Annotated in this window: 12 protein-coding genes, 2 tRNA genes, 3 rRNA genes and 1 other RNA gene; 14 read left to right on the top strand and 4 right to left on the bottom strand. The window is 33.0% G+C overall.

Going from position 1 to position 20,305, the window contains the following annotated elements; all coding sequences use genetic code 11:
• Positions 1-8: 8 nt before the first annotated feature.
• From ASKIR_RS07995 to bioD, 3 genes are all read right to left on the bottom strand, one after another.
• Positions 9-2,531 (bottom strand): aldolase/citrate lyase family protein, encoded by a 2,523-nt coding sequence (locus ASKIR_RS07995; protein ID WP_066349882.1) that lies wholly within the window; start codon positions 2,529-2,531, stop codon positions 9-11.
• Positions 2,532-2,546: 15 nt separating this feature from the next.
• Positions 2,547-3,680 (bottom strand): HpcH/HpaI aldolase/citrate lyase family protein, encoded by a 1,134-nt coding sequence (locus tag ASKIR_RS07990; RefSeq protein WP_066349880.1) that lies wholly within the window; start codon positions 3,678-3,680, stop codon positions 2,547-2,549.
• 157 nt (positions 3,681-3,837) lie between these two features.
• Positions 3,838-4,476, bottom strand: coding sequence for a dethiobiotin synthase (bioD, locus tag ASKIR_RS07985; protein ID WP_066349879.1), 639 nt, complete (start codon positions 4,474-4,476; stop codon positions 3,838-3,840).
• Between the two features lie 76 nt (positions 4,477-4,552).
• On the opposite strand from bioD, the gene ASKIR_RS07980 reads away from it, so the two are divergent.
• The 9 genes from ASKIR_RS07980 to ASKIR_RS07940 all read left to right on the top strand — a co-directional run bounded on the left by ASKIR_RS07980 (position 4,553) and on the right by ASKIR_RS07940 (position 13,745).
• Positions 4,553-4,852: an ATP-dependent Clp protease adaptor ClpS gene (locus ASKIR_RS07980; protein ID WP_066158842.1), complete on the top strand. Its 300-nt coding sequence runs from the start codon at positions 4,553-4,555 to the stop codon at positions 4,850-4,852.
• Position 4,853: 1 nt separating this feature from the next.
• Positions 4,854-7,061, top strand: coding sequence for an ATP-dependent Clp protease ATP-binding subunit ClpA (gene clpA, locus ASKIR_RS07975; RefSeq protein ID WP_066349878.1), 2,208 nt, complete (start codon positions 4,854-4,856; stop codon positions 7,059-7,061).
• A gap of 13 nt (positions 7,062-7,074) precedes the next feature.
• Positions 7,075-7,494, top strand: a complete 420-nt coding sequence (locus ASKIR_RS07970) for a c-type cytochrome (RefSeq protein ID WP_164698856.1) — start codon at positions 7,075-7,077, stop codon at positions 7,492-7,494.
• Positions 7,495-7,857: 363 nt separating this feature from the next.
• A 16S ribosomal RNA gene (locus tag ASKIR_RS07965) occupies positions 7,858-9,375 on the top strand.
• A 113-nt stretch (positions 9,376-9,488) separates the two neighbouring features.
• A tRNA-Ile gene (locus ASKIR_RS07960) sits at positions 9,489-9,565 on the top strand.
• Between the two features lie 28 nt (positions 9,566-9,593).
• A tRNA-Ala gene (locus ASKIR_RS07955) sits at positions 9,594-9,669 on the top strand.
• A gap of 363 nt (positions 9,670-10,032) precedes the next feature.
• Positions 10,033-12,946, top strand: a 23S ribosomal RNA gene (locus ASKIR_RS07950).
• 206 nt (positions 12,947-13,152) lie between these two features.
• Positions 13,153-13,268, top strand: a 5S ribosomal RNA gene (gene rrf / locus ASKIR_RS07945).
• Together the 16S, 23S and 5S rRNA genes with 2 tRNA genes alongside form the textbook arrangement of a ribosomal RNA operon.
• 147 nt (positions 13,269-13,415) lie before the next feature.
• On the top strand, positions 13,416-13,745 hold the full coding sequence (locus tag ASKIR_RS07940) for a ComEA family DNA-binding protein (RefSeq protein WP_082949051.1): 330 nt from the start codon (positions 13,416-13,418) through the stop codon (positions 13,743-13,745).
• A gap of 204 nt (positions 13,746-13,949) precedes the next feature.
• On the opposite strand, the gene ssrA is transcribed toward ASKIR_RS07940, so the two are convergent.
• Positions 13,950-14,347, bottom strand: a transfer-messenger RNA (tmRNA) gene (ssrA, locus tag ASKIR_RS07935).
• A 99-nt stretch (positions 14,348-14,446) separates the two neighbouring features.
• Between ssrA and ASKIR_RS07930 the strand changes: the two genes are divergently transcribed.
• From ASKIR_RS07930 to tig, 5 genes are all read left to right on the top strand, one after another.
• A complete protein-coding gene (locus ASKIR_RS07930; protein WP_066159721.1) occupies positions 14,447-15,649 on the top strand; it encodes a saccharopine dehydrogenase family protein in 1,203 nt (400 codons plus the stop codon).
• Positions 15,650-15,651: 2 nt separating this feature from the next.
• Entirely contained in the window at positions 15,652-16,800 is a 1,149-nt protein-coding gene (gene nspC / locus ASKIR_RS07925; RefSeq protein ID WP_066349853.1) for a carboxynorspermidine decarboxylase, read from the top strand.
• Between the two features lie 24 nt (positions 16,801-16,824).
• The gene (gene ppk2 / locus ASKIR_RS07920) at positions 16,825-17,769 is read left to right on the top strand and encodes a polyphosphate kinase 2 (RefSeq protein WP_115588168.1); all 945 of its coding nucleotides are present in this window, start codon (positions 16,825-16,827) and stop codon (positions 17,767-17,769) included.
• Positions 17,766-18,905, top strand: a complete 1,140-nt coding sequence (gene ppk2 / locus ASKIR_RS07915; RefSeq protein ID WP_115588169.1) for a polyphosphate kinase 2 — start codon at positions 17,766-17,768, stop codon at positions 18,903-18,905. The genes ppk2 (ASKIR_RS07920) and ppk2 (ASKIR_RS07915) overlap by 4 nt, the downstream gene beginning before the upstream one ends.
• A gap of 92 nt (positions 18,906-18,997) precedes the next feature.
• The gene (tig, locus tag ASKIR_RS07910; protein ID WP_066158672.1) at positions 18,998-20,296 is read left to right on the top strand and encodes a trigger factor; all 1,299 of its coding nucleotides are present in this window, start codon (positions 18,998-19,000) and stop codon (positions 20,294-20,296) included.
• Positions 20,297-20,305: the final 9 nt, after the last annotated feature.

The following is a 20,305-nucleotide window of genomic DNA, read 5'->3' as shown; positions in this document are numbered from 1 at the left end:
TTATCTCCTTATTTTCCAAATAGATTTTGACCTAAAGCTTTATATGTTTCATAAAGCTTAATCATTTTTCTTGCCCAAGTTATTTTTGAAGAGTCAACTAATCTATTGTTATGTAAGATTACCTCTTTACCTTGTTTATTTGCCTCTTCATACTTTTTAATCATCTCTTCATAATCTGCAACTTCGCTTTGTTTTGGAGTGAATATATCATTTATATACTCAATTTGAACTGGATGTACAAGAGATTTACCATCAAATCCTAGATTAAATGCATCTTTTGTTGAATCTTCACAAGCAAACTCATCCATAACATCAAAATGAGGTCCATCTATTACTATTTTCCCATAAGCTTTTGCTGCAAGTGCTATTTGAGTTAAATATGTAACAATAGCTTTTGAACCTCTTTTTATATCTATTTGAAGTCTATTTGCTAGTTTATTTGAACCAACAACAACAACTTCAACTTTAGGACTAGCTGCACAAATTTCATGAATATTTAACACTGCAAGTGGAGTTTCTATCATAATCATAAGAGTTAAATTTGGATTTACCTCTTCAATTAATTTAACAGCCTCTAAAACATCCTCTTTTGTATCAATTTTTGAAAATAGTATTGCATCAAGTTCAATCTCTTTTGCCAAAGCTAAATCTTTTTTTAAATCTTCACTTCCAAGATTGTTTACTCTAATAACTCTTTCACTATCTCCAAATTTAGGACCTTGCTCTTTATAAACCTCTTTTACAACAGATCTTCCAACTTCTCTTTGTTCAGCTAAAATAGCTTCAAAATCAAAAATAACAGAATCTGCTAAAACAGTTTTTGCTTTTTCTACATTGTGTTTATTGTATGAAGGTACTAGTAGCATTGATCTTCTAGCTTTATATTCAACTACCTCTTCACCTTTTGTCACAGCAAAATATTGTTCGTGTAGATCTTTTACAAGTTGTTTTCTTAAAACTTTTCCATTTTTTGTTCTTGGATAATCACTTAGAGCAAAAATCTCTTTAGGAGCTTTATATTTTGCAAGATTATTTTGAGCAAATTTTAAAATCTCTTGCTCTTTCTCTTTACTTAAAGCTGAGTGCCCAACAACAGCAATAGCAACTATTGTTTTATCTTTTTCGATATCTAAACCAAAAGCAACACAATCAGCAACATCGGCGTGAGTTTTTACAACTCTTTCAATCTCATGTGGACTTACTCTAAATCCAAAAGTATTGATAATATCATCTTTTCTTCCAATAAACCAGATATATCCATCTTTATCTTTTCTTGCATAATCTCCTGTAAAGAAGTAACCATCATGTCTTGATTTTAAAGTCTCTTCTTCAAGTTGCCAATACTCTAAGAATAATCCTGGATCATCTTCTCCAATACAAATCATTCCCTCTTCTTCAACTCCAACTTCTTCTAAAGTTTCAGGATTTAGAAGTTTTACAATATGTCCTGGTTGTGGGAATCCTGCACTTCCTGGTCTTATTGGATTAAATTTTGAGTGTGAAATATAGTATGAACACTCACTCATTCCAATTGCCTCATAAATATCTTGTTTGAATCTTTCTCTCCAAAGTCCTAACATCTCATCACTTAAATGCTCTCCAGCACTCATGCAGTATCTTAAGCTTGGACAATCATCAAGTTTGAAATCTGTTTTTTGAATAATTTGTCTATAAATTGTTGGAACACCAATAAAAATTGTACAGTTATGTTTTTTGATTAAATTAATCCATGTAGAAGCATCATTTGCACCTTCATAAGCAATAACTGTGTGACCATTGTATAGTGGATCCATAAGTGCAGAACCTAAAACATAAGTCCAGTTAAATTTTCCAGAGTGCATTATTCTATCATTCTCTTTAAAATCAAACCAATAATCAGTTGCTGGTTTTCTTCCAACAAGTGATCTGTGAGAGTGAAGTACTCCTTTTGGATAACCAGTTGTTCCAGATGTATAAACTAAATATGCAGGTTCTCCTGATCTTGAGTTATAGTGATTTGCTGTTGTATCACACTCTTGAAAAATTTTACTTAATGCGTAAACATTTATATCTTTTGGTTTTTTGAAATCATCAACACTATCAACTCCAGCAACAACTATTGTTTTTAAGTTGTCAAGATTTTCTAAGTATGGTACTAAGTTTTCGTACATAGAAGCTGATAAAACTATAGCTTTAGCTTGAGAATCTTCAGCTAAATATTTAACTTCACTACCACTTAACAAAGTTGAAGTTGGAACAGCAATCATTCCACCTTTCATAACACCAAAAAAAGATATTGGATATGCTAAAGAGTTTTTAAGACAAACTAGAACTCTATCTCTTGGTTTTAATCCAATATTTTGAGTAAAGAAGTTTGCTACTTGATCCGATTTTACACTTAAATCTTTATAAGTAACTTCATCAGTTCCAAGTTTATCATCTTCAATTATCATCGCAACATTATTCTCTTTTGCACTTCCCAACCAAGCTGAAGTACAAGCAACACCAATATTTAAAAATTCAGGTATATCTATTTTAACTGTTTGACTCATTTTAATCTCCTTGAATTACAGTTGACCATATGGCCAATTTTCTTTAAATGTATTTAAAGGCATTCTATTTAACACAGAAAGTGCAAATAGTTTATCCTCTTTTGAAAGGCTATTTAGTGCATAAGCTCTTAAAATGTTTTGTAAAGATTTACCAAACATTGGAGGATCTAGCATCTCACCTTCATATCTAATAGCTCCACTTAAAAGTGCATCTGCTTCAATAGCAGCTTTTAAAATAGAGACATCTTTTGCAATCTCATTTGGGCTTGGAGTAAATGCAACTTTACAGATATTTATATGGTTTGGAGTAATAACTTGTTTACCAGTTAATCCCATAGAACTCTCTCTTAAAGCATGTGAATAAACATATTTACTAGCTTCATCTCCATGTAAATCTAACCATCTTCTAATATCTTTTTTCTCAACACAATTACTTGGTAGTGAGTGAGGAGTTAGCATTACTTCAACTCCACCAATTACACCTTTACCTTTAATTCTAGCTTCTAAAGTTAACATATCAAAATATGTTTCAAGCTCATCAATCCAACCTTTTGGAGTGATTTTGTATGCCATTGCTTTTGAAAAGTCATGAATTCCAAATACTATATGTTTAACAGTTGAATACTCCATTAATCTATCAGCAATTCTTAAAGATTTTGGGTGCTCAACAATTGGTTGAATTGTAAGATTACTTCCAATAGAGATTAACCAAGAAGATAAATCTCTAATTTCAGCACTTCCATAAACCTCTCCAGCTTTTGCTAAAACTATTACATCAACATATTGATGAATTTGTTTAAGCATTTTTAAATCCTCTTCATACTCTTCAGTTCTAAATGGATTTATTCTAATAGCTATTTGAAAATCTCTTTGAGGAAATTTTGGTAACTCTTGAATTAAAAGCTCTCTACTCATAGCTTTTTGTCTACAACCATCTTCTAAGTCAAATAAAACTGTGTGAGCTCTTGTATTGTAAGCATGTTTTTGAAGTCTAAGCTTAGCTTGTTCCATACTCTCATAAGATCCATCAAGTGGATTATATTTTATTGGTGGATAGTAGATTTGAATCCCTGGCCAATAACCTCCAAGAACTGGAGTCAAATCATCTTTTGCTGTTAATTTAGATAAATCTATTGCAGAAGTCATCATGTGTTCAACCTTTCTTTGAAATTTCTTTTTTATTTTTATGAATGAAATTTTATTATACATAAAATCAATAGTGAAGTTATACACAATTTAAAATGAAATCAATTTATATCTTTTAATATACGAAATATTTTTAAGCTTATTATAATAATTGAGGTTTTTATAAATCTTGCAAAAACTTCAACTCTTTAAAATAATCTTTTAAGAATGGCTTTGAAACCTCTTCAAAACTATCTATATCTAAATACAAATTTATAAAAAATTCAAAATCTATATCTCTATTTTTTAAAGCTTCTATTGAAAGTAGGGTATCATTTATAGATCCTAATTTTGATGGAGTTATTAACAAAGCTTTTGTATTAAACTCTTTTATTAAATCAATCATAAAAAAATCTTTTTCTATTGGAACCATCAAACCACCAGCACCTTCAACTATTAAAACATCACAAAAATTTTCTAGATACTCTTTTTTCTCTTTTAAAAACTCTATATCTATTTTTGAGTTCTCTTTTGCAACATAAGGTGAAGCGGGGAGAGTAAATTGATATGGAACACAATCATTTATAGATATATGTTCAAAATCTTTGTTTAGTTTTTTTGCTAGATTTAACATTTTACTTCCATCAAGTGGAGTACTATTTTGCACACCTGTTTCAATAGGTTTAAAGTAACCAACTCTTAAATTAGCATTTGCAAAAAAGTTTAAAAACTTTTCACAAGCATAAGTTTTACCAACATCTGTATTGGTTGCAGTTATAAAAATAGCTTTGTTTATATAATCTTTTGGATCAATCTTCATAATAATCTCTTTTTTGTTATAATTTGTATCTTTTGAAAAAAAGATTTTAACATAGTAAAAATAATAAGGGTTTAATGTGAGTAATGAGATTGAAATAGAGTTAAATGAAGATTTAGAAGTAGAAGAGCCAAAGAAGTATAATGTTTTTTTATTAAATGATGACTATTCAACTATGGATTTTGTAATTGATGTTTTAGTAAAAGTATTTAGAAAAACAAATAGTGAAGCTGAAACTATAATGTTAAATATTCACAACAATGGAAAAGGACTTTGTGGAGTTTATAGTTTTGAAATTGCTTCTACAAAAGTAGCTCAAGTAAAAACTATGTCAAGAGAGAAAGGCTTTCCTTTAAAAGCTGTTATGGAAGAAGAGTAAAATGATAAGTAAAGAGTTAAGAGAGATTTTTGCAAAATCTATAAACTACGCAAAAACAAATAGACATGAGTACCTAACATTGGAACATATTTTTTTAATGTTAATAAATAGTCAAACAATAAAAGAGCTATTTGAAGATTTAAATGTAGATAGCATAAAACTATTTGAAGATTTAAAAAAATATGTAGATGATACAACGCCAAAGTTACCTGAAAATATTGTTGATGAGCCAATTGAGACTATAGCTTTATCTTCAACTATTGAATATATGGTTGCACATACTCAAAGTAGTGGAAAAACAAAAGCAAATGTTGAAGATATGTTTGTGGCAATTTTAAAAGATGAAAATTCTTATGCTACATATTTATTAAAAAAACTTGGAATTCAAAGAGTTGATATTCTTGAAGAGATTTCTCATAAAGATGATACAGGTGTTGAAAATAGAGATGAACAAAATGATAAAGTGCTTGATCAAAACTCAAGTGAACTTGTGGCAATTGCTAAAAAAAATCAAATTGATCCAGTAATTGGAAGAGATAAAGAGTTACAAAGAGTAATTGAGATTTTAGGAAGAAGAAAGAAAAACAATCCACTTTTAGTGGGAGAACCAGGAGTTGGAAAAACAGCAATTGCAGAAGGTTTAGCTTTAAAAATTGCCTCAGGTGAAGTTCCACCATTTTTAGAAGATTCAAAAGTTTTTTCACTGGATATGGGTTCGATGTTAGCTGGAACAAAATATAGAGGAGATTTTGAAAAAAAACTAAAATCTCTTCTAAAAGAGATAAGCAAAATTCCAAATGCAATTTTATTTATAGATGAGATTCATACAATTGTTGGAGCTGGAAGTGTTGGTGGAAGTGCTATGGATGCTTCAAATATATTAAAACCACTTTTAGCAAGTGGAAAACTAAGATGTATTGGAGCTACAACTTTCTCTGAGTATAGAAATGATTTTGCAAAAGATAAAGCTCTTAGTAGAAGATTTGCAAAGGTTGATATAAATGAACCAAGTGTTGAAGACTCAATTTTAATATTAGAAGGATTAAAATCAAAATATGAAGAGTTTCATAAAGTAAAATATTCAAAAAGTGCAATTATAAGTGCAGTTGAACTTAGTAAAAAATATATTCAAGATAGATTTTTACCAGATTGTGCAATAGATGTTATTGATGAGGTGGGTGCTAGTAAAAAGATTGAATTATCAACAACTTTAAAAACAAAAAGTGATTCAAATATAACAATAACTTCAAAAGATGTTGAAGATGTAGTTTCAAAAATGGCTCATATTCCCTCAAGAAGTGCAACAAAATCAGATTTGACACTATTAAAAAATCTAGAAAAAAATATGCAAAAAAGAGTTTTTGGACAAGATAAAGCAATAGTATCAATAGTTCAAGCAATAAAAAGAAATAAAGCAGGATTGGGAGTTGATAAAAAACCAATTGGAAGTTTTTTATTTACAGGACCAACTGGAGTTGGAAAAACAGAAGTTGCAAAAGAGCTATCTTTACAACTAGGAATCCATTTTGAAAGATTTGATATGAGTGAATATATGGAGGCTCATGCAATCTCAAGACTTATTGGAGCACCTGCTGGGTATGTTGGATTTGAACAAGGTGGACTTTTAACAGAAGCTATAAGAAAACATCCACATACAGTTTTATTACTTGATGAGATTGAAAAAGCCCATCCAGATTTAATGTCAATTTTGCTTCAAGTTATGGATAATGCAGAACTAACTGATAATAGTGGAAATAAAGCTGATTTTCAAAATGTTATATTAATAATGACTTCAAATCTTGGAGTTGCTGAAGCAAATGTTATGGGGTTTGCAAAAAATGAAAAACTAAATGAAGGAAAAGCTATAAACAAATTTTTTGCACCAGAGTTTAGAAATAGACTTGATGCAGTTGTTAGTTTTGATAGCTTAAGTTTAGATATTGTTTCAAAAGTTGTTGGTAAGTTTATAGAGGATTTGGAAAGACAACTAGAGAGCAAAAAAATAAAAATAGAGATTAGTAAAAAAGCTAAAGATGAGTTGGCAAATCTAGGTTACGATAAAACTATGGGTGCAAGACCTTTAAATAGAGTAATATCAGATAAAATAAAAAATCCATTGACAGATGAGATTTTATTTGGAAAGTTAAAAAAAGGTGGAGTTGTAAAAATAGATTATAAAGATGATTTTATTTTTACTTATATCAATTAAAAAGGAGTTTATTATGAGAATGTTTATTTTAACTTTTGTGTCGATGTTTTTATTTATATCTTGTTCAAGTGAAGATAAAAAAGATGTTAAAGAACTAGCAGTAAAAGAAGAAGTTGTTGCGCAAGAGGAGTTTGTTGATGAAAATGTAGAAGAGACAATATCTGAAGATATAATTGTAGTAGTAAAAGATGGTAAAACTTTATATAAATCTTGTAGTTCGTGTCATGGTTTAAAAGGTGATGCAAAAGCATTAGGTGTATCTAAACCAATTAATGATTATTCTAAAGAGGAGTTATTAACTATATTTAAAGGTTATAAAGATGGAACATATGGTGGAGAGTTTAAAACAATAATGAAAGCTCATATAGATGCAAGAAGTGAACAAGAGTTAGAGCTTTTAGCTGATTATATATCAATGATAAAAGAAAATTAATAAAAAATGTCCTAAAAATGGGCATTTTTCAACAAAATAGAAAGAATTCCAAAATTTAAGCCAAAGTTAAGCGCAAACCTCTTGACAAAGTAAGATTTTCCTATTATAATTCCCGTCCAATTTGACCAGTACGGTTTAAAATTAAGATCTTTAAAATTATGATTAGACGGTTTAAGAAGATGTAATCTTTATAAACTGAATATGAGAAATGTTAAAAAAATATTATGAAGAAACAAGTATAAGTAAAATTATAACTTGTCTATAACTTGAGTGATAATTTTGTAATTAAGTAATTAAAAACAAAAAAGTCAGATTCAAATAAACTATAACAAATATATATTTATGAAAATAGATATAAAAAAAATTATGGAGAGTTTGATCCTGGCTCAGAGTGAACGCTGGCGGCGTGCTTAACACATGCAAGTCGAACGAGAACGGGCTATAGCTTGCTATAGTTGTCAGCTAAGTGGCGCACGGGTGAGTAATGTATAGGTAATATGCCTCTTACTAAGGGATAACAAATGGAAACGTTTGCTAATACCTTATACTCCTTTTAAACAAAAGTTTAAAAGGGAAAGATTTATTGGTAAGAGATTAGCCTGTATTGTATCAGTTAGTTGGTGGGGTAATGGCTTACCAAGACTATGACACATAACTGGTTTGAGAGGATGATCAGTCACACTGGAACTGAGACACGGTCCAGACTCCTACGGGAGGCAGCAGTGGGGAATATTGCACAATGGACGAAAGTCTGATGCAGCAACGCCGCGTGGAGGATGACACATTTCGGTGCGTAAACTCCTTTTATATAAGAAGATAATGACGGTATTATATGAATAAGCACCGGCTAACTCCGTGCCAGCAGCCGCGGTAATACGGGGGGTGCAAGCGTTACTCGGAATCACTGGGCGTAAAGAGCATGTAGGCGGATTAATAAGTTTGAAGTGAAATCCTATAGCTTAACTATAGAACTGCTTTGAAAACTGTTGATCTAGAATGTGGGAGAGGTAGATGGAATTTCTGGTGTAGGGGTAAAATCCGTAGAGATCAGAAGGAATACCGATTGCGAAGGCGATTTACTGGAACACAATTGACGCTGAGATGCGAAAGCGTGGGGAGCAAACAGGATTAGATACCCTGGTAGTCCACGCCCTAAACGATGTACACTAGTTGTTGTGAGACTAGATCTTGCAGTAATGCAGTTAACACATTAAGTGTACCGCCTGGGGAGTACGGTCGCAAGATTAAAACTCAAAGGAATAGACGGGGACCCGCACAAGCGGTGGAGCATGTGGTTTAATTCGACGATACACGAAGAACCTTACCTGGACTTGACATAGTAAGAACTTTCTAGAGATAGATTGGTGTCTGCTTGCAGAAACTTATATACAGGTGCTGCACGGCTGTCGTCAGCTCGTGTCGTGAGATGTTGGGTTAAGTCCCGCAACGAGCGCAACCCTCGTGTTTAGTTGCTAACAGTTCGGCTGAGAACTCTAAACAGACTGCCTACGCAAGTAGGAGGAAGGTGAGGACGACGTCAAGTCATCATGGCCCTTACGTCCAGGGCTACACACGTGCTACAATGGGATATACAAAGAGCGGCAATACGGTGACGTGGAGCAAATCTTATAAAATATCTCCCAGTTCGGATTGTAGTCTGCAACTCGACTACATGAAGTTGGAATCGCTAGTAATCGTAGATCAGCTATGCTACGGTGAATACGTTCCCGGGTCTTGTACTCACCGCCCGTCACACCATGGGAGTCGAACTCATTCGAAGCGGGGATGCTAAAGTAGCTACCTTCCACAGTGGATTTGGCGACTGGGGTGAAGTCGTAACAAGGTAACCGTAGGAGAACCTGCGGTTGGATCACCTCCTTTCAAAGAAATATTATTAAGATTTGGTTCTTAATATATAAATAAAGAAAAACAATATTTTTTAACAACTCATATTTGGTTTATAAAGATTATTTAACCGAAAAGTATAGGTGAATGGGCCTATAGCTCAGCTGGCTAGAGCGCTCGACTGATAATCGTGAGGTCTCAGGTTCAAGTCCTGATAGGCCCACCATTAAATAATCTTTAAAGATTGTTGGTTTGGGGAATTAGCTCAGCTGGGAGAGCGCCTGCTTTGCACGCAGGAGGTCAGCGGTTCGATCCCGCTATTCTCCACCATACTTAAGTTTTAATATAAGTTTTATAAGAGATTATAAGATTTATATTAGAGCTTTGTAAAAGAAGTTACTAAATGATATTTAAAAATATAATGTTAAAGTCTTTAAAATTTTTTCGTAAAATTAAATAGTAATGTTTAATTTTAAATAAAAAAATTTCATATCTAAAAAAGATAATTATTTGAAAAGATAATTATAAAACTATAGATAACACAACTAACTTATTATAGTATGTACTTGTATATATGTTTAATAAGATAGTAGCCAAAGAATATTATCAAATTTAAAAGTTCTAGTTAAACTAAAACTTTTAGGCAAGAAAAGAGGACCCTAAATAAAATCGTAAGATTTTTTTAGGTTCCGATTATAAGCTATTAAGGGCTAATGGTGGATGCCTTGACTGTAAGAGGCGAAGAAGGACGTATTAGGCTGCGATAAGCCTCGGGGAGCTGCCAAAGAGCTTTGATCCGAGGATTTCCGAATGGGGCAACCCAGCATATAGAGATATATGTTACCCTGCGGGGAGCGAACCTGGTGAAGTGAAACATCTCAGTAGCCAGAGGAAGAGAAATCAAATGAGATTCCCATAGTAGCGGCGAGCGAACTGGGATTAGGACAAACCCAATGCTTGCATTGGGGGTTGTAGGACCATAATATAAGATTAAAGATGATAGATGAATTAGTTGGAAAGCTAAAGCATAGAAGGTGATACTCCTGTAATTAAAATCATCAATAACTTTAATGGTATCCTGAGTAGGTCGGAACACGTGATATTTTGACTGAAGCTGGGGGGACCACCCTCCAATCCTAAATACTACTTACAGATCGATAGTGAACAAGTACCGTGAGGGAAAGGTGAAAAGAACTGCAGCGAGCAGAGTGAAATAGAACCTGAAACCATTAGCTTACAATCATTCAGAGCCCTATGATTTATCAGGGTGATGGACTGCCTTTTGCATAATGAGCCTGCGAGTTGTGGTGTCTGGCAAGGTTAAGCCAAGTGCGAAGCCGTAGCGAAAGCGAGTCTTAATAGGGCGAAATAGTCAGATGCTGCAGACCCGAAACGAAGTGATCTATCCATGAGCAGGTTGAAGCTGGTGTAAGAGCCAGTGGAGGACCGAACCCGCTGACGTTGAAAAGTCTTGGGATGACTTGTGGATAGGGGTGAAAGGCCAATCAAACTTCGTGATAGCTGGTTCTCTCCGAAATATATTTAGGTATAGCCTTGTGTTGTAGCATATAGGGGTAGAGCACTGAATGGGCTAGGGCTGCTTACCGCGGTACCAAACCCTATCAAACTATGAATACTATATGTGGAATCACAGGAGTCAGGCGGTGGGTGATAAAATCCGTCGTCGAGAGGGGAACAACCCAGACTAACAGCTAAGGTCCCTAAGTTACATCTAAGTGGAAAACGATGTGGAGTTACTGTGACAACCAGGAGGTTGGCTTAGAAGCAGCCATCCTTTAAAGAAAGCGTAACAGCTCACTGGTCTAGTGATTCTGCGCGGAAAATATAACGGGGCTAAGATGTACACCGAAGCTTTAGATTCAATTTTTAATTGAGTGGTAGGAGAGCGTTCTATTCAGCGTTGAAGGTATACCGGTAAGGAGTGCTGGAGCGGATAGAAGTGAGCATGCAGGCATGAGTAGCGATAATTAAGGTGAGAATCCTTAACGCCGAAAACCCAAGGTTTCCTACGCGATGCTCGTCATCGTAGGGTTAGTCGGGTCCTAAGTCGAGACTGAAAAGTGTAGACGATGGCAAATTGGTTAATATTCCAATACCAACATATAAGCGCGATGTGGGGACGCATAGAGTTAATCGAGGTCACGGATGGAAGTGTGGCTCGAAGGATGTAGGTTGTTAAGTAGGCAAATCCGCTTAACACTAGACCGAGATCTTACAGGCTCTTGACACTCTTCGGAGGAGATGGAGAATCGATGATACTGTCGTGCCAAGAAAAGCCACTAAGTTTATTATATGTTGCCCGTACCGTAAACCGACACAGGTGGGTGGGATGAGTATTCTAAGGCGCGTGGAAGAACCCTCTTTAAGGAACTCTGCAAAATAGCACCGTATCTTCGGTATAAGGTGTGCCTACTTTGGTATATGAACTTGCTTCAAAAAGCTAAAGAGGTTGCAACAAAGAGTCCCTCCCGACTGTTTACCAAAAACACAGCACTTTGCTAACACGTAAGTGGATGTATAAGGTGTGACGCCTGCCCGGTGCTCGAAGGTTAATTGATGATGTCAGCGCAAGCGAAGCATTTGATCGAAGCCCGAGTAAACGGCGGCCGTAACTATAACGGTCCTAAGGTAGCGAAATTCCTTGTCAGTTAAATACTGACCTGCATGAATGGCGTAACGAGATGGGAGCTGTCTCAAAGAGGGATCCAGTGAAATTGTAGTGGAGGTGAAAATTCCTCCTACCCGCGGAAAGACGGAAAGACCCCGTGCACCTTTACTACAGCTTGACACTGTAGCTTGGATATTCATGTGCAGGATAGGTGGGAGGCTATGATGACTAGACGCAAGTAGAGTCGGAGCCATCCTTGAGATACCACCCTTGAATATTTGAGTTACTAACTGCGATGAGTTATCCTCATTCAGGACAATGTCTGGTGGGTAGTTTGACTGGGGCGGTCGCCTCCTAAATAGTAACGGAGGCTTACAAAGGTTAGTTCAAAGCGGATGGAAATCGCTTGTTGAGTATAATGGCATAAACTAGCTTGACTGTGAGACCTACAAGTCGAACAGAGACGAAAGTCGGTCATAGTGATCCGGTGGTTCTGCGTGGAAGGGCCATCGCTCAAAGGATAAAAGGTACGCCGGGGATAACAGGCTGATCTCCCCCAAGAGCTCACATCGACGGGGAGGTTTGGCACCTCGATGTCGGCTCATCGCATCCTGGGGCTGTAGTCGGTCCCAAGGGTATGGCTGTTCGCCATTTAAAGCGGTACGCGAGCTGGGTTCAGAACGTCGTGAGACAGTTCGGTCCCTATCTTCCGTGGGCGTAGGAAAGTTGAAGAGATTTGTCCCTAGTACGAGAGGACCGGGATGAACCAACCACTGGTGTACCAATTGTTCTGCCAAGAGCATCGTTGGGTAGCCACGTTGGGATGTGATAAGAGCTGAAAGCATCTAAGCTCGAAGCCAACTCTAAGATGAACTTTCCCTGAAGTTCCCAGCAAGACTAGCTGGTTGATAGGCTGGATGTGTAATGGGTGTAAGCCCTTTAGCTGACCAGTACTAATAGAACGTTTGGCTTATTTTTAACAATTTTCTTTGGTTTACTATCTTATTAAGCATATCTTTTTATGTTTAATAGACAATTGTGTTTATTTTTTTAGAAAGAAAAAAAGGCGTTTACTTGAAAAAATGCAAATTTTTTTAAGAGCCAAGACTTTAGCATTATTTTTTCTTAACTCTAATTGAGTTGAGTGCAAAGAGTATTTATTATTTACTTTTTTCACTCAACTTGTTGGTGGCTAAAGAGAAGTGGAAATACCCAGTCCCATTCCGAACCTGGTAGTCAAGCACTTCATCGCCGATAATACTGCTGGGTCCCCCGGTGGAAACGTAGGTCGCTGCCAGCTCTTGAGTATTTATTCAAGCCTTTATCTATTCACTTACCTCCAAGTGTTTAGGTGAAGGCTTTTTTTATCTATCTTTATTGATTTTTATATTTATTTTAACTATTTTTTATGTTATACTCTTTTACATTTTATTAAAAGGGGGTTAATATGAAAAAACTTGTTGCTATTTTAGCTTTATTCTTTACTATTTTTTTAGGTGCAATTGATCTTCAAACTGCTTCTAAAATGGAGTTAATGAATCTTAAAGGTGTTGGTGATAAAAAAGCTGATGCTATTATTGAGTATAGAAAAAACAACACTATCTCTAATCCTGATGATCTAAAAAATGTTAAAGGATTTGGTGAAACTTTAATTAACAACATTAAAGCTCAAATTGAATCTAACAAAAAAAAAGATAAATCGAATAAGCCTTCTTATTCTAAATCCAACAACACTAACTCTATAAAAGATAAAAATACAAATAACTCTTCTAAGTGATATATCTCTTATCATCTTACAGTGTTATCTTTTTATTTTTTAGAGGAAAGGAGAGTTTTTAAAACTCTCCCTCTCTTTATCATCTTCTCTTTTTCGATCTATTCTCTTTATTCCTCTATCTTTTTTTGGTTTTTATAATAAATTTTACATATTTTTAGTAGAAAGAGTACAGTTAGTTCTATAAATATAAGTTTTAGAATGTATTGGTGGAGATGTGCGGGATCGAACCGCAGTCTTAAAATAGCTCATATTAGCGTCTACATGTTTAGCAAAGTTGAAAAATTTCACTTTATAACAGCTCAACTTCCAAAAGCAATTATAAAGCTAAGATTTAAAATTTCTCTTTAAGTTTCAATCAACTCCTTAAAGATAATCTATCTATTGTGAACCAGCATTTACCTACATAGATAGAATCTGTAGTGCCAGTCTCCAAAGACTCAAGCCTAAAGGCGAGTCAATAAGTTGTTAAACTTACGCAGCTTTAGCGTAAGCTGGAGCGTAATTTGTATTATTTGCGTCTAAAAAAAATGAACCGCGTAACGGCATGTTCAGGCCGACATGCAACTAATACTTGCTACTCTAATCGATACCAAGTCATCCCCATATTGAAACGAGATTGTAACCAAAAATATTAAAAAAGTAAAGTTAAAACTATAAAAAGATATAATGATGTTTATATTAAAATTTTTGGAGAATTTATAATGAGCAAAAAAGGGATTTTGATAATTGGAGCAGGTGGTGTTAGTCAAGTTGCAACTGTAAAATGTGCTATGAATATTGATACTTTTGAAAAAATAACATTAGCTTCTAGAACTCTTAGCAAATGTGATGCAATAGCAGATTATATTTTGAAAAATCAAGGTGTAAAGATAGATACTGCACAAGTAGATGCAGATAGTGTTGATGAACTTGTTAAACTAATTGAAAAAGTAAATCCAAAATTAGTTCTAAATGTTGCTTTACCATATCAAGATTTAACAATTATGGATGCTTGTACAAAATGTAAAGTTGATTATGTTGATACAGCAAATTATGAACATCCAGATGAAGCAAAGTTTGAATATAAACTTCAATGGGAAAGAGATGCTCAATTTAAAGAAGCTGGAATTATGGCACTTTTAGGCTCAGGATTTGACCCAGGTGTTACAGGAGTATTTTGTGCATATGCAGAACAAAATCTTTTTGATGAGATTCACTATATAGATATTATGGATTGTAATGCAGGTGATCATGGTTATGCTTTTGCTACAAACTTTAATCCAGAAATAAATCTTAGAGAAGTAAGTGCAAATGGAAGATATTGGGAAAATGGAGAGTGGATTGAGACAAAACCACTTGAAATTAGAGTTGATCATGACTATCCAGAAATTGGAGTAAAGGCTTCATACTTACTTTATCACGAAGAGTTAGAGTCATTATCTAAAAATATTAAAGGTTTAAAAAGAATTAGATTTTTTATGACTTTTGGAGACTCTTATATTCAACATATGAATTGTTTACAAAATGTTGGAATGCTAGGAATTGAGCCAGTAGAACACCAAGGACAAAAAATCATTCCAATAGAGTTTTTAAAAACTTTATTACCTGATCCTGCAAGTTTGGGTCCTAGAACTGTTGGAAAAACAAATATTGGATGTATTATTGAAGGAATTAAAGATGGAAAACCAAGAAAAGTTTACATCTACAATGTTTGTGATCACCAAGAGTGTTATAGAGAAACTGGAGCACAAGCGGTTTCTTATACAACAGGAGTTCCTGCAATGATTGGTTCAAAACTTTTATATAAAGGTATTTGGAAAAACAAAGGTGTATTTAATATAGAAGAGTTTGATGCAAAACCATTTATGGATGAGCTAATGACTCAAGGTCTTCCTTGGAAAATACTTGAACTTGATGTGAAATAGTTATGAATAAAAATTATGAAGTAGTTGATAGCTTTGAAAAGCTTCCAAGCCCTGCATATGTTTGTGAAGAGGAACTTTTAGAAAAAAATTTAAAACTTTTAAAAAGAGTTCAAGATGAAACAGGAGTTAAAATTCTTTTAGCTTTAAAAGGTTTTGCTATGCATTCAACTTTTGATTTATGTAAAAAATATCTTAAAGGTTGTTGTGCTTCTGGTCTTCATGAAGCACTTTTAGCGAAAGAGGAGTTTGGAAAAGAAGTTCATACATATAGTCCAGCTTTTAAAGATGAAGAGATAGATGAAATTATATCTATCTCAAATCATTTAATATTTAACTCATTTAATCAGTTAAAAAGATATAAAGATAAAGCTTTTAAAAAAGTATCTTTAGGAGTGAGATTAAATCCTGAGTATTCAAGTGTTGAAGTAGATTTATATAATCCTTGTGCTCCAAATTCAAGACTTGGTATTACAAAAGCAAATTTTGATGAATCACAACTACAATATCTAGAAGGGTTCCATTTTCACGCACTTTGTGAACAAAATGTAGATGCTTTAAAGGGTGCTTTAATAAATTTTGAAAAAAATTTCTCTCAATATTTTTCTCAATTAAAATGGGTAAATTTTGGAGGAGGTCATCATATTACAAGAGCTGATTATGATGTTGAGGGATTGATTAATCTTTTAAAAGATTTTAAATCAAGATATCCTCATCTTGAAGTTTATATGGAACCAGGTGAAGCAGTTGGTTGGCAAACTGGTTATTTAGTGGCAACTGTGCTTGATATTGTTAATAATGGAATGGATTTAGCAATTCTTGATACAAGCGCAGAAGCTCATATGCCTGATACTTTAGCTATGCCATATCGTGCAATGATTAGAAATAGTGCAGTAGCATTTGAGAAAAAATATACATATAGATTAGGTGGAAATACTTGTTTGGCTGGAGATATTATTGGAGATTACTCTTTTGATGAACCTTTAAAAGTGGGTGATAAGATAATTTTAGAAGATATGATTCATTATACAATGGTAAAAACAACCACTTTTAATGGTATAAAATTACCATCAATTGTTATAAAAACTAAAGATAATAATTATAAAATTATAAAAAACTTTGGATATAATGATTACAAATCAAGATTATCTTGATAAAATTACATAGGGAGAACGTATATGGGACACGATAGAAGCTTAGTTAGACACGCATTTGAGGATGATAATTCAGTAATTGATACAAAAGATGATATTCCTCATGGAGTGGATAAAACTAGACCTAGAAAAAAGTTAAAAGAGAAAGTTCAAGATGGTGAAACAAAAGTTCAAGTTTGGATAAAAAAAGATACATTAGAGTATCAAAAACAACTTACACTTTTGCAAATTGAGCTATTGAAACTTCAAAATTATGTTAAAGAAAAAGGTTTAAAAGTATTGGCAATCTTTGAAGGTAGAGATGCTGCTGGAAAAGGTGGAACAATAAAAAGAATAACAGAGCACTTAAATCCAAGAGGAGCAAGAGTTGTTGCTTTAGAGAAACCAAGTGATGTTGAAAAAACACAATGGTATTTTCAAAGATATGTACAGCATCTTCCAAGTGCTGGAGAGATAGTTTTATTTGATAGAAGTTGGTACAATAGAGCAGGAGTTGAACCTGTTATGGGATTTTGCACAAAAGATGAACATTTGCAATTTTTAAAAGATGTTCCAGAGTTTGAAAAAATGCTTGTTGAATCAGGGGTTATATTATTTAAGTTTTATTTTTCTGTTTCAAAATCAGAACAAGAAAAAAGATTAAAAAAAAGAGATAGTGACCCCTTAAAACAGTATAAATTATCTCCAATGGATAAAGAGGCTCAAAAAGTTTGGGATAAGTATACAGTTGCAAAATACTCTATGTTAAGAGCTTCTCATACTCCTGTTGCTCCTTGGACAATTGTAAAGAGTGATAATAAGAAAAAAGCTAGATTAAATTGTATTAGACATATTTTAAATGCACTATCTTATGATAAAAAAACTAAAGATGATAATATTTTAAAAATTGATAGAAAAATTATTTTAAATGGTGCAGTAGAGATAGAAAATATGGAGTTTAATCAAGAAGTTTCAAAAGGAAATAGATGAATTTAAGTGATTTTGACATAACAAGTTATAGTGGATTATATATATCAAAAGATTCTCATCCAAGGTTTGGAAAGAAATATATTGCTAGATTTCAGTATGATAAAAAAAGATATGTCAAAGTATTGGGTTATGAAAAAAGAGATAAACTTACTCTTGATGGTGCAAACAGACTTATGGAAAACTTTAAAGATTCGATATTAAAAGATGTTAAGCAAAATATAAAAATAACTCAAAAAGCAACGAAAGATAACTCTTCTGTAAATAAAAACAGTTTTAGTGAAGAGATTAAAAAATTAAAAGAAGAGAATGAATTTTTTAAATCTATTTTAAAAAATTACAAATCAATACAACCTGAAATTTTAGAAGAGGGTATTCAAAAAATCTATGATTTACAAGAGTTAAAACCATATCAAATTGAGTTAATTAAACTTCAAGATTGGCTTGAAAAAGAGAATAAAAGAATGATTATTATCTTTGAAGGAAGAGATGCTTCTGGAAAAGGTGGGGCTATTAGAAGAATAACTAGATATATGAATAATAAGCACTATAGGGTTGTAGCTCTTGGTAAACCAACAGAGACTCAAAGAAATCAGTGGTTTATGCAAAAATATATTGAACATTTTCCAACTGGCGGAGAGATAGTATTATTTGATAGAAGTTGGTACAATCGTGCAATGGTTGAGCCAGTTTTTGGATTTTGTACACCCGAAGAGCATGAGATTTTTATGGAAGATATTGTGAATTTTGAGCAAGATTTAGTAAGACAAGGAATGATTTTAATCAAACTTTATTTTTCTGTTTCAAAAGAGGAACAAAAAAGAAGATTTGATAGAAGAATTAATGATCCATTAAGACAGTGGAAATTCTCTGAAGTTGATATGCAAGCTCAAGATTTATGGGATGAGTTTAGTGAGAAAAAATATGAAATGCTAAGACGAACTACTTCAAGAAGTGCACCATGGCATATTGTAAGAAGCGATAATAAACATCTATCAAGAATTGAAGCTTTAAAAATTATATTAAACTCTGTTGATTATGATGGAAGAAATTATGCTTTAAATTTTGAACCAAATGAAGAGGTAAATATATCTGTTCAAAAAGAGTTACTTCAAATGAGAAAGACAAAAGATTATTAATCTCTTTTGTCTTTGCTATTTTTACCTTAATAAAAACCTTATAAACTTTTAGATAAAATATTTGCTAAATTTAAAAATTCGGAGTAAATTTAATGGAATTTAAAACAAATAGAGTTGATGAAGCAAATATTGAGATAGTTGCTACATTAAAAAAAGAGAACATTGAAAAAAAACTTGATAAGGTTGCTACACAAGCAGCTAAAACTATGAATATTCAAGGATTTAGAAAAGGAAAAGTTCCTGTTGCAGTTGTAAAACAAAGATATGCTGATAAACTTTTAGAAGATGCTGAAGGTGAAGCTATTCGAGATGTTTTAAATAGTGGATTAAAAGAGCTTAATGTTAAAAATGAAGATCTAATCGGAGAGCCTACTATTTCAAAATTTGATAAAAAAGATAATGGAGATATTGAAGTTGAAATATCAGTTGCTACAAAACCAAATATTGATTTAGGTGATTACAAAAAACTATTACCAGATGTTAAAGCTATTGAGATTGATGCTAAAAAAATTGATGAAAGAATAGAAGAGATTGCAAGTCAATCAGCACCTTTGACAAAAATTGCAAGAAAAAGAGCAGTAAAAGATGGTGATTTTGCAGTTATTGATTTTGAAGGATTTGTAGATGGTGTTGCATTTGAAGGTGGAAAAGCTGAAAAGTATCCACTACAAGTAGGAACAGGTTCATTTATTCCAGGATTTGAAGATCAAGTTATTGGTATGAAATATGAAGAAGAGAAAGATGTAGTTGTAACTTTCCCAAAAGAGTATCAAGCAAAAGATTTAGCTGGAAAAGAGGCTGTATTTAAAGTAAAACTTCACGAAATTCAAGAGAGAAAAGCTGGTGAAATTACTGATGAGTTTGCTAAACAAATGCTTCCAAATGAAAAAGATGCAACAGTTGATACTTTAAGAGATAGAATAAAAGAGCAGATGGTTGCTGGTGAAAAAGCTACTTACTATAGAGAAGATTTAAAACCAAAGTTTATTGAAAATTTAGTAAAAAATATTAATTTTGCACTACCTAAAACTGTTGTTGAGCAAGAGATTAATTTTGCACTTAATAATAAAATAAGAAGTTTTACAGAAGAGCAAATCAATGAGTTAAAAGAAGATGCTTCTAAAATTGAAAAAATAAGAGAAGAGTTAAAAGAAGATGCTGTTAATTCTGTAAAAGCAACATTTATTGTTGATGCTTTAGCAAAAGCTGAAAAAGTTGAAGTAAATGATCAAGAAGTTACACAAATTTTATATTTTGAAGCTTTACAAATGGGACAAAATCCACAAGAGTTAATTAAGCAATATCAACAAGCTGGGTATTTACCTGCTATTAAAATGTCAATGATAGAAGAGAAAGTTCTTGCTAAACTTTTTGATGAGAAAGCAAAATAATTTTTAGGA

This window comes from Aliarcobacter skirrowii CCUG 10374 (assembly GCF_003544835.1).
Lineage (GTDB): Bacteria > Campylobacterota > Campylobacteria > Campylobacterales > Arcobacteraceae > Aliarcobacter > Aliarcobacter skirrowii.
Note: the sequence above shows the minus strand (reverse complement) of the source record. Positions and strands in the feature narration are given on the sequence as shown.